Annotated in this window: 22 protein-coding genes and 1 pseudogene; 8 read left to right on the forward strand and 15 right to left on the reverse strand. The window is 75.2% G+C overall.

Features of this window, described 5'->3' with window-relative positions; translation table 11 throughout:
• Window positions 1-15: 15 nt before the first annotated feature.
• Both AB0442_RS23660 and AB0442_RS23665 read left to right on the forward strand, forming a co-directional pair.
• A complete protein-coding gene (locus AB0442_RS23660; RefSeq protein ID WP_366165130.1) occupies window positions 16-1689 on the forward strand; it encodes a sensor histidine kinase in 1674 nt (557 codons plus the stop codon).
• A gap of 32 nt (window positions 1690-1721) precedes the next feature.
• Window positions 1722-2369, forward strand: a complete 648-nt coding sequence (locus tag AB0442_RS23665) for a response regulator transcription factor (RefSeq protein WP_344627734.1) — start codon at window positions 1722-1724, stop codon at window positions 2367-2369.
• Between the two features lie 17 nt (window positions 2370-2386).
• Here AB0442_RS23665 and AB0442_RS23670 read toward each other — a convergent pair whose 3' ends face one another.
• Both AB0442_RS23670 and AB0442_RS23675 read right to left on the reverse strand, forming a co-directional pair.
• Window positions 2387-3154: a hypothetical protein gene (locus AB0442_RS23670; RefSeq protein ID WP_366165132.1), complete on the reverse strand. Its 768-nt coding sequence runs from the start codon at window positions 3152-3154 to the stop codon at window positions 2387-2389.
• 295 nt (window positions 3155-3449) lie between these two features.
• Window positions 3450-4010, reverse strand: a complete 561-nt coding sequence (locus AB0442_RS23675; protein ID WP_366165201.1) for an AAA family ATPase — start codon at window positions 4008-4010, stop codon at window positions 3450-3452.
• A gap of 496 nt (window positions 4011-4506) precedes the next feature.
• Here AB0442_RS23675 and AB0442_RS23680 point away from each other — a divergent pair, with 496 nt between their 5' ends.
• Both AB0442_RS23680 and AB0442_RS23685 read left to right on the forward strand, forming a co-directional pair.
• A complete protein-coding gene (locus tag AB0442_RS23680) occupies window positions 4507-5397 on the forward strand; it encodes a hypothetical protein (protein ID WP_366165133.1) in 891 nt (296 codons plus the stop codon).
• Complete coding sequence (locus AB0442_RS23685) at window positions 5394-6209, forward strand: alpha-L-glutamate ligase (protein WP_366165134.1); 816 nt, start codon at window positions 5394-5396, stop codon at window positions 6207-6209. The genes AB0442_RS23680 and AB0442_RS23685 overlap by 4 nt, the downstream gene beginning before the upstream one ends.
• A gap of 46 nt (window positions 6210-6255) precedes the next feature.
• Here the strand turns inward: AB0442_RS23685 and AB0442_RS23690 are convergent, their stop codons facing one another.
• Both AB0442_RS23690 and AB0442_RS23695 read right to left on the reverse strand, forming a co-directional pair.
• A complete protein-coding gene (locus tag AB0442_RS23690) occupies window positions 6256-6534 on the reverse strand; it encodes an acylphosphatase (RefSeq protein WP_363546850.1) in 279 nt (92 codons plus the stop codon).
• 285 nt (window positions 6535-6819) lie between these two features.
• The gene (locus AB0442_RS23695) at window positions 6820-7176 is read right to left on the reverse strand and encodes a DUF805 domain-containing protein (protein WP_344627732.1); all 357 of its coding nucleotides are present in this window, start codon (window positions 7174-7176) and stop codon (window positions 6820-6822) included.
• Between the two features lie 211 nt (window positions 7177-7387).
• On the opposite strand from AB0442_RS23695, the gene AB0442_RS23700 reads away from it, so the two are divergent.
• Entirely contained in the window at window positions 7388-9310 is a 1923-nt protein-coding gene (locus AB0442_RS23700) for an FUSC family protein (protein ID WP_366165137.1), read from the forward strand.
• A gap of 189 nt (window positions 9311-9499) precedes the next feature.
• Window positions 9500-10747, forward strand: a complete 1248-nt coding sequence (locus AB0442_RS23705; RefSeq protein WP_366165138.1) for an MFS transporter — start codon at window positions 9500-9502, stop codon at window positions 10745-10747.
• A 78-nt stretch (window positions 10748-10825) separates the two neighbouring features.
• Here AB0442_RS23705 and AB0442_RS23710 read toward each other — a convergent pair whose 3' ends face one another.
• The 3 genes from AB0442_RS23710 to AB0442_RS23720 all read right to left on the reverse strand — a co-directional run bounded on the left by AB0442_RS23710 (window position 10826) and on the right by AB0442_RS23720 (window position 13838).
• Window positions 10826-11074 (reverse strand): ferredoxin, encoded by a 249-nt coding sequence (locus AB0442_RS23710; RefSeq protein ID WP_363546842.1) that lies wholly within the window; start codon window positions 11072-11074, stop codon window positions 10826-10828.
• On the reverse strand, window positions 11071-12273 hold the full coding sequence (locus AB0442_RS23715) for a cytochrome P450 (protein ID WP_366165140.1): 1203 nt from the start codon (window positions 12271-12273) through the stop codon (window positions 11071-11073). Before AB0442_RS23715 ends, AB0442_RS23710 begins: the two co-directional genes overlap by 4 nt.
• A 179-nt stretch (window positions 12274-12452) precedes the next feature.
• Window positions 12453-13838 carry a DUF2252 domain-containing protein gene (locus AB0442_RS23720; protein ID WP_366165203.1) on the reverse strand — a complete coding sequence of 462 codons (1386 nt, stop codon included), beginning with the start codon at window positions 13836-13838 and terminating at the stop codon, window positions 12453-12455.
• A 143-nt stretch (window positions 13839-13981) separates the two neighbouring features.
• Between AB0442_RS23720 and AB0442_RS23725 the strand changes: the two genes are divergently transcribed.
• Window positions 13982-14383, forward strand: coding sequence for a TIGR03618 family F420-dependent PPOX class oxidoreductase (locus tag AB0442_RS23725; protein WP_366165142.1), 402 nt, complete (start codon window positions 13982-13984; stop codon window positions 14381-14383).
• An 80-nt stretch (window positions 14384-14463) separates the two neighbouring features.
• Here the strand turns inward: AB0442_RS23725 and AB0442_RS23730 are convergent, their stop codons facing one another.
• Complete coding sequence (locus AB0442_RS23730) at window positions 14464-16101, reverse strand: M4 family metallopeptidase (RefSeq protein ID WP_366165144.1); 1638 nt, start codon at window positions 16099-16101, stop codon at window positions 14464-14466.
• 278 nt (window positions 16102-16379) lie between these two features.
• Between AB0442_RS23730 and AB0442_RS23735 the strand changes: the two genes are divergently transcribed.
• Complete coding sequence (locus AB0442_RS23735) at window positions 16380-16778, forward strand: VOC family protein (protein ID WP_363546827.1); 399 nt, start codon at window positions 16380-16382, stop codon at window positions 16776-16778.
• A gap of 199 nt (window positions 16779-16977) precedes the next feature.
• Here AB0442_RS23735 and AB0442_RS23740 read toward each other — a convergent pair whose 3' ends face one another.
• The 7 genes and pseudogenes from AB0442_RS23740 to AB0442_RS23770 all read right to left on the reverse strand — a co-directional run bounded on the left by AB0442_RS23740 (window position 16978) and on the right by AB0442_RS23770 (window position 24382).
• Window positions 16978-17640 (reverse strand): hypothetical protein, encoded by a 663-nt coding sequence (locus AB0442_RS23740; protein WP_366165146.1) that lies wholly within the window; start codon window positions 17638-17640, stop codon window positions 16978-16980.
• Window positions 17637-18137 carry an NUDIX hydrolase gene (locus AB0442_RS23745; protein ID WP_344624090.1) on the reverse strand — a complete coding sequence of 167 codons (501 nt, stop codon included), beginning with the start codon at window positions 18135-18137 and terminating at the stop codon, window positions 17637-17639. Before AB0442_RS23745 ends, AB0442_RS23740 begins: the two co-directional genes overlap by 4 nt.
• A gap of 23 nt (window positions 18138-18160) precedes the next feature.
• A pseudogene (locus AB0442_RS23750) lies at window positions 18161-19169 on the reverse strand (Gfo/Idh/MocA family oxidoreductase).
• 147 nt (window positions 19170-19316) lie between these two features.
• Complete coding sequence (locus AB0442_RS23755) at window positions 19317-21809, reverse strand: glycoside hydrolase family 3 C-terminal domain-containing protein (protein ID WP_366165205.1); 2493 nt, start codon at window positions 21807-21809, stop codon at window positions 19317-19319.
• Between the two features lie 5 nt (window positions 21810-21814).
• A complete protein-coding gene (locus tag AB0442_RS23760) occupies window positions 21815-22648 on the reverse strand; it encodes a carbohydrate ABC transporter permease (RefSeq protein ID WP_366165147.1) in 834 nt (277 codons plus the stop codon).
• On the reverse strand, window positions 22645-23610 hold the full coding sequence (locus tag AB0442_RS23765) for a sugar ABC transporter permease (RefSeq protein WP_366165149.1): 966 nt from the start codon (window positions 23608-23610) through the stop codon (window positions 22645-22647). The genes AB0442_RS23760 and AB0442_RS23765 overlap by 4 nt, the downstream gene beginning before the upstream one ends.
• A 79-nt stretch (window positions 23611-23689) precedes the next feature.
• A complete protein-coding gene (locus AB0442_RS23770) occupies window positions 23690-24382 on the reverse strand; it encodes a hypothetical protein (RefSeq protein WP_366165151.1) in 693 nt (230 codons plus the stop codon).
• Between the last annotated feature and the right edge of the window lie 223 nt (window positions 24383-24605).

Genomic DNA, 24605 nt, shown 5'->3' on the forward strand with positions numbered 1-24605 from the left:
CGCTAGCCTCTGCGCGTGACCACCAAGCCGACCGCCCGCCGCCTGGCCGGTGTCCTCCCGGCGGAGCTCCTCCCGACCGCCCCCACCAGGGCCGACCTCACGCCGCGGGCCCTGGCGCGCCGGGCCCTGCCCGGCCCCTGGGGCGTCCGGCTCGTGGTCCGGGAGTGCGTCGCCGCGCTGTTCGTCGGCGGGCCGGGCGGGCTGATCCAGCTCGCCGACTCCGGCCGCGGCGCGGCGCTCGCCACCGGCCTCGCGGCGGCGGCGCTCTGCCTGCTGCGCCGGGGCCTGCCCGGGTCCGTGCTGGTGCTCACCGGCGCGGCGATCGGCGGGTACGGCGGGTTCCTGCCCCTCCTGGTGCTGGCCGGCTGGTCCGCCGGGTACCGGATCGCCCGTCCCCCGGTGCTGACCGCCGTCTTCTGCCTCGCCTTCAACGCGGTCGTCGCCTTCTCGCTGGGTCTCAACACCGACGGCCTGCCCGTCCGCGCCAACCTGGTCGTCTCCTCGGTCGGTTTCCTGCTGCTCGCCGTGCTGCCCGCGGTGGTGGGCCGTTACCGCGCCCAGCGCCGCGCGCTGCTCACCGCGGTGCAGGAACGTAACGCCCAGCTGCTGCGCGAGCGGGCGATGATCGCCCATCAGGCGCGGCTGCGCGAGCGCCACCGGATCGCGCAGGACATGCACGACAGCCTCGGCCACCAGCTCGCGCTGATCGCCGTGCACACCGGCGCGCTGGAGGTGGACCGCAGCCTGACCGGGCCGCAGCGCGAGGCCGTCGGCGTCCTGCGTCAGGCGGCGGCGGGTGCGATGCGCGAGCTGCGCGAGGTGGTAGGGCTGCTGCGGGACGACACCCTGCCCGAGGCGGGCGGCGTCGAGGCCGTCGAGCGGCTGGTCGAGGCCTCCCGGGCGGCGGGCGCCGCGGTGACGCTGACACGGGCCGGCGAGCCGCGGCCGCTGCCGGCCGCCTCGGGGCACGCGGCGTACCGGATCGTCCAGGAGGGGCTGACCAACGCCCACAAGCACGCGCCCGGGGCGGGGATCACCGTCTCGCTGCGCTACGAACCGGACGCCCTGGTGGTGGAGGTGCACAACGGTCCGCCGCCGGCCGGCGCCGACGGGGCCGTCCGCGGCGGCCAGGGACTGACCGGCCTGCACGAGCGGGCCCGGCTGCTCGGCGGCATGGTGCACGCCGGTGCCGCGGCGGACGGTGGCTTCCGGCTGGCCGGCGTGCTCCCGTACGACGGTGCCGGGCGGCCCGAGGGCGCGGACGCGGGAGCCGGGCTGCCGGACGACCTGGGCCTCGACCTGCCGGTGCCGCCCGACCCGACACCGCGCCGCAGCCCGGCACTGGGCTGCGCGGTCGGCGCCGGACTCGTGCTGCTGGCCTCGGTCGGTGCGCTGGTCTGGGCCGTGGCTACCTTCCTCCACATGCTCGACAACGCCACGCTCCAGCGGGAGACCTTCGACGCGCTGACCGTCGGCAGCTCCGAGCAGGAGGTGCGCCGTCAGCTGCCGCCCGGCAGCCGTCAGTTGACCAACGACTACCGGCGCCAGGGGCCGCCGGTGCCGGCCGGCGCCTCCTGCTCCTGGTTCGTCTCCGGCGAGGACGCCGACGCCCTGGAGACGGAGACCGTGCTGAGGCTCTGCTTCCGCGACGGCCGGCTCGTCGAGAAGCAGCACTACGCTGCCAGGTGACCGACCGCGACCTCCACCGGGAGACCCCAGACGTGATCAAGGTCCTCGTCGCCGACGACGAGCCGCTCATCCGGGCCGGCATCCGGATGATCCTCACCTCCGCCGACGACATCGACGTGGTGGCCGAGGCCGCCGACGGCCGCGAGGCGCTGGAACTCGCCCGCGCCCACGCGGCGGACGTGGTGCTGCTCGACATCCAGATGCCGGTGATGGACGGGCTGAGCGCGCTGGCGGAGCTGCCGCGGGCCGCGCCCGGCGCGCGGGCGATCGTGCTCACCACCTTCGGCGAGCGGGAGAACGTGCTGCGGGCGATCTCCTCCGGCGGCGCCGGGTTCCTGCTGAAGGACACCGCCCCGGGCGAACTCATCCAGGCCGTCCGGGCGGCCGCCGGCGGCAACGCCTTCCTGTCGCCCGCCGCCACCCGGCACATCGTCGACAGCCTGGCGGCCGGACCGGCCGCCGCCCGCGGGGAGGCCGCCCGCCGGCGGCTGGCCGTGCTCACCGAACGCGAGCGCGCGGTGGTCGACCTGCTCGGCGAGGGCCTGTCCAACGCCGACGCCGGTGCCCGGCTGCACATGAGCGAGGCCACCGTGAAGACCTACGTCAGCCGGATCCTGGCCAAGCTGGAGTGCGACAACCGGGTGCAGGCCGCGCTGCTCGCCCGCGACGCGGGGCTCTGACCGGCGCCTTCGGGGCCTCAGACCTGTGGTTGGAGGACCCCGCCGAGCCGGGCCTGCGCCCGGTCGAGGTCGCGGTTGAGCTGGGCCCGGAGGGCGGGCAGCAGCGCGAGCGCGGCCCGGGCGGCGTCCGCGGTCGGCTCCGGGTCGGCCTCGGCGGAGGTGACCGCGGCCCGCAGCGGCATGGTGGTCAGCGCCGTCTCCCAGGCCGCGCGGTGCACCCCGGCCGCGTACCGGGAGGTCAGGTACTCGAGCGGGGTCAGCGCGACGCCGTCGGCGTCGTCCGGTCCGGCCAGCCGCTCGCTCGGCAGCAGCCAGGCGATGCCGTCCCGGGCGATCAGTTCGAACGCGCGGGACTCGTCGGGCACCGCCCACGGGCCGCCGCCGTCGGGCGTGGCGGCGGCCAGCAGCCGGTCCAGCATCGCGGCCTCGCGCGGTCCGGCCGTGCGGTCCGGATGCTCCTGGTCGGCGAGCAGTTGGGCCAGGTGGTAGCGCTGGCCCCAGCTGCCGACCCAGCGGTGCATGGCACCGGCCCGGGTCTCCCGGAGGGCCGCCAGTGCGAGGGACCGGGTGGTCAGGTCGCGCCGGACGAGCACGCCCTCGGACTCCGGGCCCAGCCGGCGCAGGGCCGACTGCACGGTGGCCGGGGTGGGGCCGTCGTACCAGCGCAGGGTCCAGCAGCGGCGGACGGGGTCGTACTGCGGCTCGAAGGCGGTGCGGTACTGCGCGCCGAGCCGGTCGGCGAGCCGGCGCAGTCGGGGCCTGCGCCGGGATGAGGGGGTGGGCATGGCTGCACAGTAGCCAGCACGCACCGGCGCGCGACGCGACGCGCGCGACCCCTCACCCCGCTGGGCGCCCCCCACCCGGCCCGAGGGGTGAACGCCCCGGCCCGGTCGTATCCTGCTGTCCCCGTGCGGGCAGCCGTCAGGGGCCCACGCGCCCCTGGTCGAGCCACCTTGCCCCTTCTGAGGACACGCCCGCCAGTGCCGCGTCAGGCAACCTCTGCCCGTCAAGGAGCGGCGTCCGGTGCGGCGGGAGTGCGTGCCGGGCGTCGCGACGGGGCGAAGGTCGCCTGACACGGCGCTAGGTCGCGAAGTCGATGTCCTTCAGTCGCAGCGCGCCCGTCTGGTCGAGCAGCACGGTGGAGGTGCAGCCCGCGAGCGGCCCGTCGGCCGCCGCGAGGCGGGCGTGCAGCCGGTCGGTGGCCCAGCGGTGCCGGGCGAAGGCGTAGGCGGACACCCTGCGTCCGCGTTCCCGCTGGCCCCGGGCGGCCTCCTCGGGGCTCGCGTCCAGCAGCAGCAGGTGCAGCCGGCGTCCCTGCGCGGCCGCCGTGCGCGCGATCCACCACCGCACCCAGGGCAGCGTGCCGCAGTCGTGCACCACCAGCGGCCCGCCGGACCGCAGTGCCCGGTGCAGTTCGCGGTAGTGGTACAGCCGCACCAGCGGCCGGTAGAGCGCGTACGGCAGGGACGGCAGCCGTTCCTCGTACCGCTCGCGCGAGTGCTGGGAGTCGACCACGGGGGCTCGCGAACAGCGCCTGATCAGGGTGGACTTGCCGCTGCCCGGCAGGCCGGAGACGACGACCACGTCCTCGGCCGGGTAGCGCAGCGCGCCCGGCACCGGCCGGCCGCGCAGGTCGTGCAGGCCCGCCGGGCGCAGCACGCCCGGTGCGGTCCGTGCCGTGCGTGCTTCGGTCCCGGCCCCCGCCGCGGGCCCGGTACTGACGGTTTCGTGCACCGCCCCCTCCTTCCGGTACCCGTGCCCTACCCGGAACGGGACAAGGCCTCACCAAGAGAGGGTAATGCGATCACCCGGGCCCGAGGGGTGCCGTTCCGTGCCGTGACCCGGCTGTGGTGTGCTGGAACGGCTTCGGGACGACCCGGTGACGTCCGCGCCCGGGTAGGCCCGGATCCCGTGCCCGGCCCGCCCGGTGACACCCCGTCGGGCGTCCGGGGCGACGGTCGGCCGGCCGCCCGGAGAGCCCACCCGCCGGGACGCTCCGTGCGCGCACCGGTCGCCGGCTGTGACCGGCTTGTAGCCGTTCGCGGACGACTTGGGCGATCTTGCCCGGATGGTTCGTGGCATCCTGGAGCGCTGTGGCCGGGCCGACGGTGCCCGACCGGGGGGAGGGGAGTTGCGGATGAGGTTCTGCTTCCTGGTCGAGGAGCACTACCGGAACGACGGCATGCCGCTCGACGTGGTGCGGCAACTGACCGCGTGGGGCCACCGGGTCGACGTCGTCCGCCCGGGCAGCTCGCTGCTCGACCTCGGTGAGCTGGTGCGCGCCGGCGACCACGACGCCTGGGTGCTCAAGACCGTGTCCGGCGGCCCCGGCCTCGGCCTGCTGGAGTCCGCCGCCGCGGTCGGCCTCACCACCGTCAACGACGCCCGGGCGATCCGGCCCGTCCGCGACAAGGCCCAGGCCGCCGTCATCGCCGCGCACCGCGGACTGCCCGTCCCCACCACCTGGGCGGCCGCCCGCTGGGAGGACTTCGGCGGGATACCCGACGCCCGCTACCCGCTGGTCGTGAAGCCGGCCGACGGCAGCTCGGGCCGTGCCGTCCACCTGGTGGAGCGTCCCGAGGAACTCGCCCGGATCGGCGCCGACCTGGGCGGCGAGGGCCTGCTGATCGCCCAGCCGTACGTGCCCAACACCGGCGTCGACCTCAAGGTGTACAGCGCGGGCGGTGAACTCTTCGCCACCGAACGGACCTCACCGCTGCACCCGCACCACCCGCACCGCGAACGGCCGGTGGCCCTCGCGCCGGAGGTCGCCGCGGTCGCCGCCCAGGTCGGCGAGGTGTTCGGCCTGGACCTGTACGGCGTCGACATCCTGCTCGGCCCGGACGGCCCCGTCGTCGTCGACGTCAACGACTTCCCGAGCTTCCGTGCCGTCCCGCAGGCCGTCGCCCGCGTCTCCCGTGCCGTCCTCCGGCTGGCCCGCAGCGGCTCCTCCTGGCCCTCGGTGGCCGCGGTGCCGCCGCAGGGCGTCGCCGGGACCCTGTCGGCCGCGGTCGGCGGCGCCGCGTGAGCGCCCGCGCGCACGTCAGACTGCTCACCGCCGACCCGGACCATCCGCTGCTGGCCGCCACCGCCGCCCTGCTGCGCGCCGGCGGCCACGCGGTCGACAGCCAGCACCCGGACGCCCCCGAGCGGCCCGGTGTACCGGACGTCTGCCTGCTCAAGGCCCGCACCCCGCAGGCGCTCGCGCTGGCCGCCCGGCTGGAGGAGCGCGGGGTGCCGGTGCTGAACCCGGTCGCCGCCACCGCGTTCTGCCAGGACCGGCAGCGGATGGCCGACCTGGCCCTGGCGGCCGGACTGCCCTTCGCGCCGACCCGGACGGCCGACCTCGCCGCACTGGACCGGGCCGTTGACGGGCCGGTGGTGGTGAAGAGCCTGCACAGCCGCCGCGGTGACCTGGTCACGGCCGTGCATGACGCCGCCGACGCCCGCCGGCTCGCCGCGCAGTGGCCCGGGGAGCCGGTGGTCGTCCAGCCGCTGGCCCGCAACGACGGCTGGGACCACAAGCTCTGGGCGGTCGGCGGAGCGCTCTTCGCCGAGCGCCGTCGCTCCGAACTCGCCGCGCCGGCCGCCGTCGCGCGGGAGGAGCTGCCGGTCGCCGCACTGCCGGACGGCTGGCCGGAACTGGTCCGCACCACGGGCGAGGTCTTCGGACTGCAGGTGTACGGGGTGGACGTCCTCGACACCCCCGACGGGCCGCTGATCGTCGACGTCAACGCCTTCCCCGGCATCCGCGGGCAGGCCGGCGCCCCCGAGGCACTCGCCGCCCTCGCCACGGCCGCCGCAGAAGGCCGACTCCCCGCCGGAGCCCGGGCCGCCTGACCCCCGGAGGTCCGGCGCCGGAGCGGATGTCGCCGTCAGACCGCGTTCACCAGGCGGTCGGCCGGACCTCGAAGCCGGTCAGGCCCTCCGGCGGTTCCTCGGAGACCCGGCGCTCCTCGACGACCGCGCGGCTCGGGCCGCGCCCGCACCACTCCACCAGGCGCTCGACCGCCGCCGGCTCGCCCTCGAAGACGGCCTCCACCCTCCCGTCCGGCAGGTTGCGCACCCAGCCGGCGACACCGGCCGCGACGGCCTGCTGCCGGCAGGTGTCGCGGAAGAAGACGCCCTGCACGACCCCGGCCACCATCACACGTCTACGGATCACGCCTGCCAGGTATACCCGATCCCGGCCGGCCCCCGTGGTGCCGCCGCGCCGCGGGCCGGGCCCGGCGGAGTCGACGTCCCGTCAGGGGCGGCCCCGCGTACGGCCGGACCGGACGGCGGAATTCCGGCCGGACGATTCGAGCCGTTCTCGGAAATTGTCCGGGAAGTGATCGGAAATTCACCGGGGCGGTGCCGGGGGAACGGGAATTGAACGCCGCCGGGGAATGGGAAAGGCCGGGGCAGCCGATGCGGCTGCCCCGGCCCGTTCGTCGGTGCGGGTGGGGGATCAGGCCACGGCCGGGCTGAGCTTCGGGTTCGGGCCGTAGGAGTTGGCCTCGGGCTGGCCCTCGGTCGCGGCGAAGACGATGAGGACGATCGCGCCGATCAGCGGGACGAGCCCGATCAGGATCCACAGGCCGGGGCGGCCGGTGTCGTGCAGGCGGCGGACGGTCACGGCGAGGCTGGGGACCAGCACGGCGAGGCCGTACAGCGCGGTGAGCAGCGAGGTGTCCAGCAGGCTGCCGACGATCGCCAGGACGACGTAGATCGCGAAGTTGACCAGGGCGAACATCCAGTATTCCTTGCGGCGTGCCCGGCCGCCGAAACCCGCGTAATTCTTGAGCACAGCCAAGTACCAGTCCACGTCAGTTGTCCCTGTTTTCGTACCGATTGGGTTGGGGGGAATGTAGTGGTGGGGGTGATGGGCGGTCAAGAACTTTTTCAACAGGTGGGGGAAGCCTTTCGATCCGGGTCGACACAGGGCTGTAACCCGGTCGCAGCGGCCCCGACAAACGGCCCCACTAGGCTGGTGGCACACCCGTCACAGGCCCACGCCCCGTACCCCGAGGAGGACCGTGCGCCGCCCCCTGCCGCACCCCGCGGCCGCACCCGGCTGGCTGCTCCACCCGCTGCGCTGGCAGCGCGGGCCGGTGCCGTGGGCCGCGGTCGCACGGGGCGCCCTGGGCACCGGCCCGGTGCTGGCGGTGTGCCTGGCGGCCGGGCAGCCGCAGGTGGGCGTGCTGGCCGGACTCGGGGCGATGTTCGCCGGCATCAACGACCGTCCCGGCACCTGGCGCAGCGGGGTGCTGCACATGGCCGTCCCCGCCCTCGCGGGCGCGCTCGGCCTGCTGGTCGGGCAGAGCGCCGGGGCCGGCGCCCGGGTGCTGCCGGTGCTCGCCCTGGTGGGGCTGGTGTCGGGCGCGGTCAGCGTGGCCGGTCCGGTCTGGTCGCTGGCCGGTCTGCAACTGCTGGTGCTGACCGCCGTCGGCGGCGGCATGCAGCTGACCGTCCCCGCCTGGCTCGGCGCCTCGGCCTTCCTGGCCGGCGCCGCCTGGCTGCTGCTGCTCCGCCTGACGGTGCGCCGGCCCGGCCACCGGCTGCACGACGAACGGGCCGCCGTCGCCGGCGTGTACGACGCGCTCGCCGACGCGCTGGAGGCGGTCGGCACCCCGGCCGCCGAACCGGCCCGCCGCGCCCTGACCGCCGCCCTCGACCGGGCCGACGAAGCGCTGCGGCTGCGGGCCCTGATCCGGCTTCCTGGGCCCGGCCGTCCCGCCGTCGACCTGCGGCTCGCCGCCCGGCTCGGCACCGCCGCCGCGCTCTGCGAGGCCGCCGTCGCCCTGCTCTGGGAGGGCGAGCCGCTGCCCGCCCGGATCGCCGACGGACCGCGCCGCCTGGCGGAGGCCGTCCGGGGCGACACCGCCCCCGGCGCGCTGCCCGCACCGGTCTCCGACACCCCGGCACGCAGCGCCTTCGACCGCGCCGTGCTGGAGGCCGGCGTCGCCTTCGGCGCGGCCGCGCCCGGGGCGCCCCCGCCGCCGGCCCGGCGCCCGCTGGTCCATCCGGCCGGCCCCGCGGGCCGCGAGTACGGCCTGCGGGTGGCGGCGTGCGTGGCCGTCAGCACCGGCGTCGCCCTGCTGCTGCACACCGGCCACTGGTACTGGCTGCCGGCGACCGCGGCCTTCCTGGTCAAGCCCGACCTCGGGCCGCTGTTCTCGCGGGTGGTCAGCAGGTTCGCCGGCACCGCCGCCGGGGTGCTGGCCTTCGTGCCGCTCGCGGGGCTGCTCACCGGCCGCTGGTGGCCGGCCGCGGCGGTCGCCCTCGGCGCCGCCCTGGTGCCGCTCGCCGTACGGCACTTCGCCCTGCAGACGACCGTCGTCACGGTGACCGTGCTGAGCTTCGTCTCGGTCGGCGGCGACCGGCAGGCCGCGGCCTCCCGGCTGGCCGACACCGCCGTCGCCTGCCTGCTGGTGCTGCTCGTCGGCCACCTGCCGAGGCTCGCCGACACCCAGGCGCGGGTCGGCCACCGCTCCGCGCACGCCCTGCGGCACACCCGCCGCTACCTGCAGCACGTGCTGGCCGCCGGGCCGGGCGATCCCGACGGGCACCCAGCCGGCCACGCCGCCGAGCAGCGGGCCGAACTGCGCCGCGCCGCCTACCAGGCACTCGCCGAGGCGCGGACCGCCGCCGAGACCGCCGCCGCCGAACTGCACACCGGCCGCGGCCCCGACTGGCTGGGCGTCACCACCGGCGCCGAACGGATCGTCGACGCGGCCACCGCCTGCGCCGTCCGGCTGGAACACGGCGCCGCCCGGCCGGCCGCCCCGGCGGCCCGCCGGGTCACCGAGGCCCTGGACGCCGTCGCCGACGCCCTCGACGGCCGCGGCGACGCACCCGGCAGCCGCCCGGCCCTCGCCGACCTGCCGCCCGACTGCCTCACCCTCAACGACATCGTCACCGAACTCCGCCGGATCCGGACGCTCACCACCGCCGCCTGACACCCCGGCGGGCAGCCGGCGCGGCCCCGGCGGCTAGCATTCGGTGCGAACACGCCCGATCCCGGCCGGACCGGCGGAAATCCCCCGGGCCGCCCTCACCCGCGGATCGGCGCGGCCCTCCGGCGGTCAGCGGCGACCGCCCGCCGTCCAGCGAAGCCGCCGCACCGGCGGCGCACCACGGAGCCCCTCATGCGCCCAGCGCCGCCCGTCGATCCGACCCGGTCCGAGGGCGGGGGCCCGGCGCTCGCCGCCCTCGCCGTCACCGCCTTCGCCATCGGCACCACCGAGTTCGCCGCGATGGGGCTGCTGCCGCACATCGCCGACGGCCTGCACGTCTCGATCCCGCGGGCCGGCTGGCTGGTCTCGCTGTACGCGCTCGGCGTGGTGATCGGTGCACCGCTGCTCACCGCCCTGTGCGCCCGACTGCCGCGCAAGGCGGTGCTGGTCGGACTGACCGGTCTGTTCACGGTCGGCAACCTGCTCTGCGCGATCGCCCCGAACTTCACCTTCCTCGCCGCCGCCCGCCTGATCACCGGCCTGCCGCACGGCGCGTTCTTCGGCGCCGGAGCGGTCGCCGCCGCCGAACTCGCCGCCCCGCACCGCCGGGCCCGCGCCGTCTCGGTGATGTTCTCCGGCCTCACCGTCGCCAACATCCTCGGCGTGCCCGCGGCGACCCTGCTCGGCCAGCAGCTCGGCTGGCGGGCCGCGATGCTCGTCGTCGTGGCGATCGGCGGGCTCGGCGCCGCCGCGATCGCCCGCTTCGTCCCGCCGCTGCCCAGCCACCCGCAGGCCGGCCTGCGGCACGAGCTCTCGGCCTTCCGCAGCGGACAGCTCTGGCTCGCCCTGGCCACCGTGGTCGTCGGCTGCGCAGGCCTGTTCGCCTGCTACAGCTACATCACCCCGCTGCTCACCGAGGTCTCGGGCTTCGCCGACGGCTCGGTCACCCTGGTGCTCGCCCTGTTCGGCGTCGGTTTCACCATCGGCAACGCCGTCGGCGGATGGGCCGCGGACCGGGCGCTGCGGCCGAGCATCTGCGCCGCCTTCCTGCTGATGGCGCTCGCCCTGGGCGGCTTCGCGGTGACCGCGCACGCCGAGTGGTCGGCGGCCGCCACGGTCGTGCTGATCGGCGTCTTCGGGTTCGCGGTGGTGCCGACCGTGCAGACCCTGGTGCTGCAGAAGGCCAGGAACGCGCCCACGCTCGCCTCCGCCACCGTGCAGGGCGCCTTCAACCTCGGCAACGCGCAGGGCGCCTGGCTCGGCGGTCTCGCCCTGAGCGCAGGCTGGGGCTGGACCTCGCCCACCCTGGTCGGCGCGGGGCTCGCGCTGGCCGGCTGCGCGATCGCCACGGTCTCCTGGGCGGTGGACCGCCGCGCCGGCGGACCGGCCGCGGCGGTCGCCGGTGCGGTGGTCGAGGCGCCGCAGCCGGTGCCGAACTGACGGCCCGCCGGGGCCCGCGGTGCGGGCACGGGCAGCACGGGCAGCCCCCGCAGCACCGTTCACACGCCCGCGCCCGGTTCAGTCGAGCGGGGCGACCAGTTCGCCGGTCGCCGCGAGGTGCACCGTCAGTGCCTCGGTCGGGCACATCTCGGCGGCCTCGGTCAGCCGGTCCGACGCCTCGGCCCGGGCGTGCCGGGGCACCGCCCGGCCGTCCGGGCCGAGCAGCACGTCCGCCGGGGCCGCTGCCGCGCACAGCCCGGTGCCGACGCAGCGGATCCGGTCCACCCGGACCTCGAGAGCGCCGGCGTCCCCCGCCGCGGTGCTCACCAGGCCACCGCCAGCCGCTGCGGGCTGCGGGTCAGCAGGCCGCGCCGCCACTCGATCGCGTCCGGCGCGTCCACCAGCCGCAGCTGCGGGAAGCGGCGGGCCAGCCCGTGCAGGGCGAGTTCCAGCTCCATCCGGGCGAGCCAGGCGCCGAGGCAGTGGTGCGGACCGGCGCCGAAGGTCAGGCTCGGCGTGTCGAGCGCGTCGAACAGCGGGATGCCGTCGGGGTAGACCGCCGGGTCGTGGTTGGCCGTGCGGGCGTCCGCCGCGACCACGCTGCCGGCCGGGATCAGCACCCCGCCGATCTCCACGTCCTCGACCGCGCGGCGCAGCAGCCCGGGAGCCGTCTCCTGGTCGCCGAGCGGCACCGCGCGCAGCAGCTGTTCGGCCGCGGCGGTGGCGTCCGCCTCGCTCGCGCCGATCCGGGCCCAGCCGTCGGCGCCGTCGGAGAGCAGGTAGACCAGGGCGTTGCCGAGCGAGGTCATGGTGGTCTCGTGGCCGGCCACGACCAGCCCGCAGACCAGCGAGACGAGCTGCGCCTCGGTGACGCCCTCGGTGCGGTCGGCGGCCTCGACCAGGCTGCTCACCAGGTCCTCGCCCGGGTCCTTGCGCCGCTCGTCGACGACCTGCTGCCCGAACCGGCCGAACTCCTGCATGGCCTGCCGGATCTCCTCCGCGGTGTACGCGGTGGCCGACAGCGCGTGGTCGCTCCAGCGGCCGAGCCGCTCGTAGTCCAGTCCGTCCAGGCCCATCAGCCGGCTGATCACCGCGACCGGCAGCGGACGGCTGAACGCGCCCACCACGTCGGCGGGCGACCCGGCCGCCTCCAGGCCGTCCAGCAGGTCCTCCACCACCGAGCCCACCCAGGGCCGCCAGCGGGCGATCGAGCGCGGGGTGAAGGCACGCTGCACGGTGCGGCGCAGCCGCTGGTGCGCCTCGCCGTCGAGGTTGAGGATGGCCTCCGGGTCGTCCAGCAGGTTCGGCACCAGGGTGGTGGCGGGGGCGTCGGTGGCGAACAGCGAGGCCCGGTCGAGGCGCGGGTCGGCGAGCAGTTTGCGGACGTCGGCGTGCCGGGTCACCACCCAGACGGGCGTGCCGGTGGGCAGGGCGGCCAGTCGCGGCGGGCCGGGTTCGGCGTGGCGCAGGCAGTGCAGCGGGACGAGGGCGGGCATGTCGGGGGCCGCGGCGTTCGCGGTGGTCATCCGGTCCTCCAGGCGTCGGCACCCGGGCGTTCACTCGTGCTGGTGCGCGGTCGGTGGGCGTGCGGGCGCCGCGGCCGCGGCACCCGTCCCGACACCCGACCGTACGGGTACGTCGCACGCGCCGGAAGGACGCGAATCGGCCATCGGTGGACCGGAGTCCGCCGATGGCCGTCGCCGTCTCAGATACCGGTCTCCGCGGGCAGCCGGCCGGACCGGACGGCGGCCAGCAGCTCGGCGTGGTCGGCCTCGCTGCGGTCCGCGTACGCGACGGCGAAGTCCGCCATCGCCACGTCCAGCTCCTCGCTCTTGCCGCAGTACCCGGCGAGCAGGGCCGCGTCCGCGGTGTGGGTGTGCGCCCGGGCGAGCAGCGCGCCGGTCAGCCGGCCGTAGTCGTCCAGCTGGTCGGGGCGCAGCGCGGCCGGGTCGACGCTGCCCTTGCGGTTGCGGAACTGCCGCACCTGGTAAGGGAGTCCGTCGACGGTCGTCCAGCCCATCAGCACGTCGCTGACCACCTGGATGCGGCGCTGGCCGAGCACCACCCGCTGGCCCTCGTGCACCGGCAGGCCGGAGACGGCGAAGCCGGCCCGGGCCAGGTGCGGCAGCAGCACCGAGGGCCGTGCCTCCTTCACCTGCAGCACCAGCGGCTGCTCGCGCTGGTCGACCAGCAGCACCACGTACGCCCGGGTGCCGACACTGCCGGTGCCGACGATCCGGAACGCCACGTCCTGCACGCTGTAGCGGCTCAGCAGCGGCTGCATCTCCGGCGACACGGTCGACAGGTAGGCGGCCAGCGAGCCCGCCACCTCGGCCGTCTCGGCCTCCGGCACCCGGCTGAGCACCGGCGGCGCCGGGGTGAACCGCCAGCCGCCGTCGTCCTGACGGACCGTCGACTTCGCCGCGAAGCGCGCACTGGTGTTGCGCAGCGCCTTCTCCGCCACCGCCTCCAGCACCCCGGCGAGGTCGTGCGCCTCGGCGAAGGCGACGAGGTGCTCGTCGGCGATCGCGTTCCAGGCGTCCAGCGCGGGCAGCTTCGCCAGCTTGCGCACCGTCCTGCGGTACGAGGAGGAGGCGTGGAACGCGGCCTGCCGGCAGACGTCCTCCGAGGCGCCCGCCTGGCGGCCGGCCAGTACCAGGCTGGCCGCGAGCCGCTTCAGGTCCCACTCCCACGGACCGGGCGCGGTCTCGTCGAAGTCGTTGATGTCGACGACCAGCCGGCCGCGGGCGTCGCCGTAGAGGCCGAAATTCGCCGCGTGCGCGTCACCGCAGAGCTGCGCGACCACGCCCGACACCGGGGTGTCGGCCAGGTCGTGGGCCATCAGCCCGGCCGACCCGCGCAGGAAGGCGAACGGCGAGGCGGCCATCCGTCCCACTCTTATCGGCACCAGGTGCTCCAGGCGCCCGATGTTGGCCTCGTCCACCGCCTCGGCCACGGTCGGCCGGTCGTCCGACACCTCGAAGCGGGCGTGCGCCGCCCGCGGAGCCCGCTCGCGCAGCGCCTTGCCGCGCTGCTTGCCGTCCCCCTGAGGGGGCCACGGCGCGAATCCCGGTACCGCCCGTCCCAAGATCGCCCCACCCGCCGTCTGCTCGGCCAACCCTGCCACCGGCACTCCGTCTCCTCTGGCTGATCACGCTACTGCAGCCCAGCACGCTACCGCCGGAGGCTCCCCGGCAGGCAGCGGGGACGTCCCGGGTCCGTAACATGCAGGTCATGGCCCATGACCTGCGCGCGCTCGACGACGCCTACCTCGCCTTCTGGCGGGAGTACCAGCTGTGCACCTTCACCACGCTGCGACCGGACGGCACGCCGCACGTGGTGCCGGTGGGTGCGACCTTCGACCCGGAGACGCTCACCGCCCGGGTGATCAGCAGCCGGACGAGCCGCAAGGTGCGCAACGTCGTCGAGGCCGGCCCGGAGGGTGCCCGGGTGGCGCTCTGCCAGGTCGACCGGGCCCGCTGGGCCACCCTGGAGGGCGTGGCGACGGTCAGCCAGGACCCGGACAAGGTGGCCGAAGGGGTGGCCCGCTACACCGAGCGCTACCGCCCGCCGCGGGTCAACCCGGACCGCGTGGTGATCGAGATCCGGGTCGACCGGGCCCTCGGCCGGGCCTGAGCATCCTCCTCCGGGAACGCACCGCGCCCCGCCCGCCCGGCCGGGAGCCGGGTGAGCGGGGCGCGGTTCTGCGCCGATGCTCAGCTCACGTTGACCGCCGACCAGGCGGCGGCGACCGCCGCGTACTCGGCGCTGCCGGCGCCGTACAGGTCGGTCGCGGCCTTGAGGGTGGCCGTCCGGGCACCGGAGTAGTTGGTGGTGGACGTCATGTAGACGGTCAGCGCCCGGTACCAGACCTTGCCCAGGGCGTCCCGGCCGATGCCGCCGACCGTCGACCCGTTGCAGGTCGGGCTGTTGTACGAGACCCCGTTGACCACCTTCGCGCCGCTGCCCTCGGCCAGCAGGTAGGCGAAGTGGTTGGCCACGCCCGAGGAGTAGTGCACGTCGAGGTTGCCGACGCTCGAACTCCAGCAGTCCGCCGACTTGGTGTCCCTGGAGGGCTTGTCCATGAAGCGCAGCGCGGGCTTGCCGAAGCCGGGCTGCACGATCTCCTCGCCGATCAGGTAGTCGCCCGGGTCGGACGCGTTGGCCGCGTACCACTCGACCAGCGTGCCCATGATGTCCGAGGTCGCCTCGTTCAACCCGCCGGACTCGCCCGAGTAGTTGAGCTTCGCACTGCGCGAGGTGACGCCGTGCGACATCTCGTGCCCGGCCACGTCCAGCGACACCAGCGGCCCGAAGGTCGAGCCGTCGCCGTCGCCGTACGTCATGCAGAAGCAGCTGTCCTGCCAGAAGGCGTTGTTGTAGTTGCTGCCGTAGTGCACCCGGTTGTACGAGCCCTTGCCGTCACCGGCGATGCCGGAGCGGCCGTGCACGTTCTTGTAGTAGTCCCAGGTGGTGTTGGTGCCGTACTGCGCGTCGACGGCGGCGGTCGCCCGGTCGGAGCTGGCGCCGGTGCCCCAGTGGTTGTCCGCGTCGGTGAACAGCGTGGCGGGCGCCCGGCTGAAGCAGATCGAACCGAAGCACAGGTCGGTCTTGTTGGCCGCGTCGCCGGTGTAGGTGTTGCCGCGGGTCGGGTCCTTCAGCTGGTAGCTGCTGCCGGAGGCGGTGGTCTCCAGCGGCACCGTCCCGCTGTACAGCGAGGCGCCGTCGCCGGCCGCGGTCTCCAGGCCGTCCCAGGCGTCGATCCGGGCGCCCGTGCGGGCGTCGGTCAGCACCGTCCGCGCCACCGGGTTGCCCAGGTAGTCGGTGCCGGAGGCGGTGGTCTGCCAGGCCAGCCGCGGCTTCCCGGAGCGGGCGTCCACCACCAACTGCGGCTGCGCGCCCTGCTGGACGGTGGTCCGGCCCGGCACGGCACGGACGAGCTCGCCGTTCGCCTGCGCGGCCGCGGCCTCCTTCGGGACGGACGGCGTGGTCGACGGCACCGCCAGGTCGGTGCTCGCCGCCCGGTCCGCGCCGCGGTAGGAGCCGTCCGGGCCCAGGTGCACCACCAGGTCGCCGCCGAGCACCGGCAGGCCGGCGTAGCTGCGGTCGAACCGGACGTGCCGGCTGCCGTCGGCATCCGTGACGACGTCCCGGACGGAGCTGGACTGCCGTTCGCTGAAACCGAGTTGGGCGGCGTGCGAGGCCATCGCGGCCTCGGCCCGGGCCACCGCGGCCGCCTGCGGCCCCGGCGTCGGACGATCGGTCGCACCCGCCGCCGGCGAGGCGACGGACACCAGTGCACCCGCCACGACGGCGACGGCGGTGGCCACGGCAGTGCTGCGGGGAATGCGCATCGTGCTCCTCGGAGTGTGGGGAGGTACGGGCACCGCGAGGGGTGTGCACGGCGCCCGGGGAGCGTTGGCGCTGAACCTGAGAGGGGGTCACGGCGGGAGGGTGCCGCCGGAGTACGTTGTTTTACATGTCCAGGACAGTTCCCGTAAAGACCGCCTGCACCGATGAGCCGTCAGGGGAGGTGCCCTGCTCAGTGCTCCGGTCCTACGTCCTCCGCCGGAGCGAAGGCGGGCCTTCCGCCCGGTGCCGGGGCCTGCGGCAGCGGCCTACCGTGATCGGCATGGACATCCCCGAGCACTACAGGAACGCGGTCGTCCCCCACGTCATGGTCGACGGAGCCGCCGCAGCGATCACCTTCTACGAGGCCGCGTTCGGAGCCTCCGAGCACGTCCGGCTGGAGGGAGAGGGCGGCCGCATCGTGCATGCGGAGATCGGGATCCACGGCGCGACCCTGATGCTCGGTGATGCCGACGCCCCGTTCACCACGCCGGACGCGGCCGGGGCGTCCGTCGCCCTGCACGTCCACGTGCCGGACGTCGACGCCCTGAGCGCCCGGGCCGTGGACGCCGGCGCGGAACTCCTCGCACCGCCCGCGGACATGCCGTACGGCGCCCGCCAGGCGATGCTCCGCGACCCGTTCGGCCACGTCTGGATCCTCCTGACCCCGATCTCCACCTGAGCCCGTGCGTCCCCGGCACGGCCCTGCGGCGCGAGGAGCAGCCCGACCCGCAGGGCCCGGCGTGCCGACTCACCCGAACGCCGTCGCGGCCGGCTCCGCGCCGTCCCACTCCAGCCGCCAGTCCGCCGCGCGGCTCCCACCGCGCACCCGGACCCGCCGGCCCGTCCGCGTACTCCCTTTCGGGGCCGCCGACAGTACGTCAGGCCGACCAGTCCTCCCAGTACTCGAGGTGCAGGCCGCGGCCGTCGGCGAGGATCCCCTCCAGGTGGTGGATCTCGGCGCAGTAGTGCGGGGAGACGGGGTGGGCGCGGACGTGCGCGGGGCCGTGCCGGGCCACGTCCAGGAAGCGGTCCGCGGTCTCCCGGAAGGCCCGCGCACTGCCGGTCATGAACAGCGTCCCTGCCACCACGTGCTGGTGGAAGCGGTCCCGGAACTCCCGGTGGTGGCGCTCCTCCAGTGCGGCGTCCGGCAGTTCCGCCGCGGGTCCCTCCGCCTCCGGCAGGTCCGCCGTCCGCGGCATTCCGGCGCCGAGCCTGCCCCTCAGCGCCTTCCACCGCGAGGGCGCGAACTGCAGCGAGTGGTGCACCAGCACCAGGTCCAGCCGCTCGTCCCCGTCCGCCGCGGGCGCGAACGCCCCCGGCAACCGGTTGCCCCGGATCGGCAGATGGACCAGCGACCGCGGCGAGCGCGCCGCCAGCAACCACAGCCCGCCGACCGTCCGCGCCGCCCCGCGGTCGAACCAGCCGTTCAGGACGTGGTCCTGGCCGAGCAGCACCGCCCGCTCCACCGCCCCGCGCGGCCGGATCACCCGGTGTTCCCGCGCCCCGAGCCGCGCCCGGTGCGCCTGGATCGGCAGCCTCACTTCCGGCCGCCCATCGGTCCCAGGTAGAGGTAGTCGGCCTGCCCGGTGCGCCGCGCCCGGTCCACCGACTCCAGGAAGCGCATCCGCCGCGGGGTGAGTTCGGCGGCCCAGTCCGCCATCGGCAGCACCTGGAAGCCGGTGTGCTCGGCCGGGTCGGTGCGGACGGCCGCGAGCCGGTCGGCGTCCAGCGCCCCGCCGTCGAAGACGAAACCGATCTTGAACGGCAGCTCGCCGACCGGCGGCGCGAACATCACCGTGAGCAGCCGGCCCGGCTCCTCCGGCAGCACCAGACCGGTCTCCTCCCAGGTCTCCCGCCGCGCACAGCCCCACGGATCCTCGCCGAAATCCAGGTTCCCGCCGGGCAGCTGCCACAACTCGGGGTCGTAGACGGACCGCAGCATCAGCGGATTCCCGTCCGCGTCGGTGAGATGGGCGGCGGCGAACACCGTGCCGTGCGGAAGCGTCCGGACGAACTCCGCGGTCGGCAGCAGTTCCACAGCAGCCCCCTCCTGGCCGGGGCTCACTCGCCGGGGTAACGCACCCCGATCCGGTCCCGGACCGCGTCCAGCGTACGCATCACCGCGATCGAACCGTCCAGTGGCACCAAGGGCGACTCGGTCAGCCCGGCCCGCAGGCAGCGGACGACCTCCGCCGCCTCCCACCCGTACCCGTGGCCCTGCCGCGGCGCCGCCCGGAACTCCTCGGGCTCGCGGCCGTCCCGGTGCAGCACGAAGCCGTCCGGGTGGAAGAAGTCGCGCTCGATCTCGATCCGGCCGGCCGACCCCTGGATGCTCGCCCGCTGCCCGCTCCGCGCCGTCAGCGAGCAGCCCAGCAGGGCGGTGGCCCCGCTCGGGTGGCCGAGCACGATCGCGGTGTTGGCGTCCACGCCCTGCGGGGTGAGCTGCGCCCAGGCGTGCACCGACTCGGGCGTGCCGAGCAGCAGTTGGGCGAAGGCCACCGGGTAGACGCCGAGGTCGAGCAGGGCGCCGCCGCCGAGGGCCGGGTCCCAGAGCCGGTGCGCCGGGTCGAACTCCGCCGGGAAGGCGAAGTCCGCGTGCACCGACCGGATCCCGCCGATCGCGCCGTCCGCGACCAGCTCGGTGATCCGGCGCACCGTCGGGTCGAGGTAGGTCCACATCGCCTCCATCAGGAAGAGCCCGCGCTTGCGCGCGGTCGCGACCAGCTCCTCCGTCTGCGGGGCGCTCAGCGTGAACGGCTTCTCGCAGAGCACCGACTTGCCGGCGTCCAGCAGCAGCGACGTCGCGCCGTGGTGGTGGGCGTGCGGGGTGGCCACGTACACCACCTCCACGTCCGGGTCGGCCGCCAGCTCCCGCCAGCTCCCGCCAGCTCCCGTACGCGCGGGGCACGCCGAAGCGGTCGGCGAAGGCGCGGGCGCCCTGCTCGGAACGGGAGGCCACCGCCAGCAGTTCGGCGCCCTCCACGTGCAGCAGGTCCTCGGTGAAGGAGGCGGCGATGCCGCCGGTCGCGAGGACGCCCCAGCGGATCGGACGGTCGGCGGCGGGCTCCATGCTGCTGCTCCCTGGGTCGGTGTACGGCTCGGGAGGCGCGGCAGGGCTGGGCGGCGCCCGGGGGCGGACACCACGGCAAACGCTCTCCGATCGCCGGTCAGCCTAACCGGCGGTGACCGGCGGCCGGGACCCCCGTCCGCCCACCGGTCACCGCCGGAGCACTCGATCGTCGGCGGCGACGACCTCCACGGCCGCGGACAGCGGCACCTCGCCGCAGGACGGCCCGACCAGCAGCGTGAACACGCCCTTCTCGGCCAGCCAACGGCGCTCCTCGGCCGACCAGTGGGCGAGCGCCCGCGGTGCGACCTCGATCCGGGCCTCCACCCGCTGCCCGGGCTCGGCCCGGACGGCCGCGAACCCGGCCAGCCAGCGCACCGGCCGTTCCACGGCACTGCCGGGCCTGGCCAGGTACACCTGCACCACTTCGCGCGAGGCCCGCCGGCCGGTGTTGCGCAGCACCGCCCGGACGGTGAACCCGGCGCCCGGTGCGAGGTGCTGCGGCACCTCCACCGCGAGGTACTCCCACTGCCCGTAGCCCAGGCCGTGGCCGAACCAGTACGCGGGCTCGGCGCCGGCCCGCAGCCAGCCGCGGTGGCCGAGGTGCAGGCCCTCGCGGTAGGCGAGCACGCCGTCCCGGGGGCGGGTGCCGGGGACGGCGGGTCCGGCGCCGGTGGCCGGCCAGGTGGCGGGCAGCCGGCCGCCCGGTTCGGTGCGGCCGAAGAGGACGTCGGCCAGTCCGTCGCCGCCCTCCTGGCCGGGGAACCAGCCGAGCAGCACCGCCGCGGCCTCGCCGCGCCAGGGCATCAGCACCGGCCCGCCGGAGGTGACCACCGCGACCGTGGCCGGGTTGACCGCCGCCACCGCGGAGACCAGGGCGTTCTGCCCGTCCGGCAGGTCGAGGGTGCTGCGGTCGAATCCCTCGCTCTCGTGCTGCTCGGAGGTGCCGACCACGACGATCACGGCGTCGGCCCCACGGGCCAGTTCGACGGCCGCGGCGAGCTCCTCCTCGGGGGTGCCGGCCGGGGCGTCCGCGGTCAGCGCGACGACCCGGCCGTGGCCGGGCTCCACGATCCGCCGGGCCGTGACCTCGGTCTCCTGCCCGGCCGCGAGCTCGACCTCGGCCTGCCGGAACGACGGCGTGACGTGCAGGTAGGTCGGGTCGTCGGACTCCGGGGCCGTGTAGCAGTCGAGCACCGTCCGGCCGTCCACCCGCAGCCGGACGGCGCCGAGCCCGACCACCCCGAGCCGCCAGCGTCCGGCGGTGCCGACCCGCAGCACCGTCCGCAGGTCGACGCTGTGCAGGGCGGTGAGGTCGACCGACCCGTCGACCTCGAAGGAGCGCCCGCTCGGCCGGTCCTCGGTGTGCAGCACCTGCCCGACGGCGTCCAGGAAGCGGACGTGGACGCCGGGCCGGCCGGTCACCGGGTTGCGGCAGTCGCCGGCGGCGACCGGGCTCGGGCGCACCGAGCTCCGGACGCCGGGCGCGTGGACGACCTCGACACCGGGCGGGAGCGCGGCCCGGATGCCGTCCAGTGGCGACACCACCGAGGCCGGGTAGACCGAGGCGCTGCCGCCGCCCTGGATCCGCGCGGCGGCCGCACCGGGCCCGAGGACGGCGATCCGGCGCACCCGGGCCGGGTCCAGCGGCAGCAGCCCGCCGCGGTTGGTCAGCAGCACGGCCCCGGCGGCCGCGGCCCGGCGCAGCAGCGCGCGGTCCCGCTCCGGGCGGGCCGCAACCGGGGGCCGCGCGGGGGTGCCCTCCAGGGCGCCGACCCGCCGGGCCAGCCGGAGCAGCCGGCACACCTTGTCGTCCAGGGCCGCGGCCGGCACCCGGCCGGTGCGGACGGCCTCGGCGAGCCGCTCGCCCCAGTGCTCGTTGGGGCCGGGCATGGCGAGGTCGACGGCGGCCGCCCCGGCGGTCCCGGTGCTGCGGACGGCGCCCCAGTCGGAGACCACCAGGCCGTCGAAGCCCCACTCGCCCTTGAGCGGCTCGGCCAGCAGCGGACTCTCGCTCATGGAACTGCCGTTGACGCCGTTGTAGGCGGACATCACCGCCCACACCCCGGCCCTGACGGCGGCCTCGAAGGGGGCGAGGTAGACCTCGCGCAGGGTGCGCTCGTCGATCGCGGCGTCCAGGGTGATCCGCTCGGTCTCGGACTCGTTGCCGACGTAGTGCTTGGCGGTCGCGGCGACCCCGCCGCCCTGCACCCCGCGGACGTACGCGGCCCCGATCCGCCCGGTGAGCAGCGGGTCCTCGGCGAAGCACTCGAAGTTCCGGCCGGCGTACGGGGAGCGGTGCAGGTTGAGGGTCGGTGCGAGCAGCACGTCGACGCCCTTGCGGCGGGCCTCGGCGGCGAGCAGCGCGCCGAGCCGTTCGACCAGTTCCTCGTCCCAACTGGCGGCCATCGCCGTGGGGGAGGGCAGCGCGAGGGCGGTGTCGGTCTCGTCCCAGCGTTCGCCGCGGACGCCGATCGGGCCGTCCGAGGTGACGATCGGCCGCAGCCCGAGGGCCGGTTCGGCGCTGGTGCGGAAGGTGCCGCCACCGGAGACCAGGCGGGCCTTGCGTGCGGTGTCGAGGACCTCGAGTCCGAGGGTGTCGGGGGAGTCGGGGGAGTCGGGGAAGCGGCCGGAGGCGTCGATGGCGGTCAACTCTTCACCGCTCCCAGCATGATGCCGTCGATGATCTGGCGTCCCATCAGGAGGAAGGCGGCGATCACCGGCAGGCTGGCGACCAGGGCGCCGGTGAGCACGAGGGAGTAGTCCTTGATGTAGCCGCTGGCCAGCTCGGAGAGGGTGAGCTGGACGGTGGGGTTCTGCTGGGTCATGACGACCTTGGGCCAGTAGAAGTCGTTCCAGGTGGCCATGAAGGTGAGCATGCCGAGGACCGCCGTCGCGGGCCGGGCGGCGGGCAGTGCGACGTGCCCGTACAGGCCGCGGGTGGTGCAGCCGTCCATCCGGGCGGCGTCGAGGAGTTCGTCGGGCACGGCGGTGACGAAGTACTGGCGCAGGAAGAACACGCCGAAGGCGTTGGCGACGGCCGGCACGATCAGCGCCTGCAGGTGGTCGGCCCAGTGGAACCAGTTCGCCATCATGATGTAGAGCGGGATGATGCCGAGCTGGGTCGGCACCATCATGGTGGCCACCACCGAGGCGAGCAGCGGGTTCCGGCCGCGGAAGGGCAGCTTGGCGAAGGCGAAGCCGGCCAGTGAACTCGTCAGCACCACGCAGGCGGTGACGGTCGAGGAGACGACCAGCGAGTTCAGCAGCGCGAGGCCCATGTCGGTCTGCCGGAAGGCCTCGCCGATGTTGTGCGGCAGGTTTCCGCCGGGCAGCAGCACGGGCGGCACCCGGTGCACGTCGGTGTTGTTCCGGGAGGCGGCGGCGACCGTCCAGTACAGCGGGAAGACGGACAGCACCACGCCGACCGCGAGGGTGGCGTACACGCCCCTGCCGGCGGAGAGTCGGCGGTTGCGGCTCACGAGGCGTCGGCCCCCTTCATCCGGCGGGCGGCGAGCAGGTTGACGGCCACCACGACGACGATGAGCAGGAACATCGCCCAGGAGACCGCCGCTCCGTAGCCGTACTTGAAGCGGCCCCAGAACCGGTTGTACGAGTACAGCGCGAGGGTCTGGAACTGGTGCTGGGAGCCGCCGGTGGTCGGGTCCTGCTGCTGGCCGAAGAGCATCGGCTCGCCGAACAGCTGCAGGGCGCCGATGGTGGAGACGATGACGGTGAACAGGATCGTCGGCCGCAGCATCGGGATCGTGATCGACCGGAACTGCCGCCAGCGGCTCGCCCCGTCGATCGCCGCGGCCTCGTAGAGCTCGAAGGGCACGGACTGCATCGCGGCCAGGTGGATCAGCGCGCTGTAGCCCGTCCAGCGCCAGGTGACGATCGCGGAGATGGCCGCCCAGGAGGAGAGCGTGCCGGCCTGCCAGTCGATCCGGTCCACGCCGAACAGCCCGAGCACCCAGTTGACCAGGCCGAAGTCCCGGCCGAAGAGCTGGACGAAGATCAGGGTGACGGCGGCGACCGAGGTGACGTTGGGCAGCAGTACCCCGAGCCGGAAGAAGGTGCGGCCGCGGATCCGGTGGTTCAGCAGGTGTGCGAGGCCGAGCGCGAGCAGCAGCTGCGGGACGGTGGAGAGCACGCCGATGCCGAGGGTGTTCTTCAGCGCGTTCCAGAAGAACGGGTCGTCCAACAGCCGGCGGTAGTTCTCCAGGCCGACCCAGCTGCTCTCGGTGCCGGGCCGGTCGGCCCGCCAGCCGGTCATCGAGACGTAGCCGGTGCAGAGCATCGGGAACAGCCCGAACACCGCGAACACCACGAAGAACGGGGCGACGTACAGGTACGGGGAGGTGCGACACTCGATCCGGCTCCAGCGGGCTGCCGGGGCGCGGACGGGGCGCAGCGGCGTGTCGGCGGACACGGTCGCGGCCATGGCGGGGGTCTCCTTGCGGGGTGGGCCGCGGCGCCGGCGGGGTCGGGTCCGCGCCGGCACCGCGGGGTGAGGGGGTGGGTCAGCCGGTGATGTTGGCGACGTCGGCGAGGGCCTTCTGCCAGGCGGTGGCCGGGTCGGCCTTGCCCTGTTCGATCGAGGTGAGGGCGTTGCCGATGGCGGTGCCGATCTCCGCGCCGTGGGCGCCGAGCGGCTGCGGCTGCAGGTCCTTGGCGGACTGAGAGAAGATCTTGCCGGTGGGTGCGCCGTTGAACAGCGGGTCGGTGAATCCGGCGATGTCCGGCTGGCTCCAGAGCGCCTGGTCGGTGCCGAGGCCGAACAACGCCTTGCCGTCGGCGCTGGAGGCCGGGGCGGTCTTCGAGGGCACCCACTGGTCCTTGCTGACGCCGTACTGCAGGAAGTCGACGAACTTCGAGGCCTGCGGCTGGAACCCGGCGACCTGGCCGATCTCGACGGCCTCGATGTCGGCGGTGCCGGAGCCGGCCAGCAGGTGGGCGCGCAGGTTCTGGTGGTGGGTGCCGAGGTCGGCGCGGTTCTCCTTGACGGTGATGTTGGGGTGCAGCTGCTCGTACTGCTTGTAGAGGTCCGCGTAGCCGAACTCGGAGAACAGGTTCACGGTCAGCGTGATCTTGGCGTCGGCGGCGTCCTCGGCGGCCGGGCCGCTGCTGGAGCAGCCGCCGGCGAGCAGGGCGACGGCGAGGGCGGCGGAGACGGCGAGCGTTGCGGATCTCCGGCCGGGGCGGGCAGTGGGCATGGCAGGGCTCCTTGCGGGGGATTCGGCGTGATGCGGGAGTGCGGCGGTGGGAGAGCGCTCCACCGGACAGGCATGCGGGCGCCTGCCGGATCAGACGGGAGAGCGCTCTCCCGGCGAACGGAGCCTGGCCCCGAAACCGCCCCGCCGTCAAGGGGATGCGCCCAAAAGCTTTGCGCACCTGCCGATTTGAAAGCGCGATTGCCGGAGGCCGGGCTGCTGCACG

This window comes from Kitasatospora sp. NPDC085895 (assembly GCF_040702125.1).
GTDB classification, from domain to species: domain Bacteria; phylum Actinomycetota; class Actinomycetes; order Streptomycetales; family Streptomycetaceae; genus Kitasatospora; species Kitasatospora arboriphila.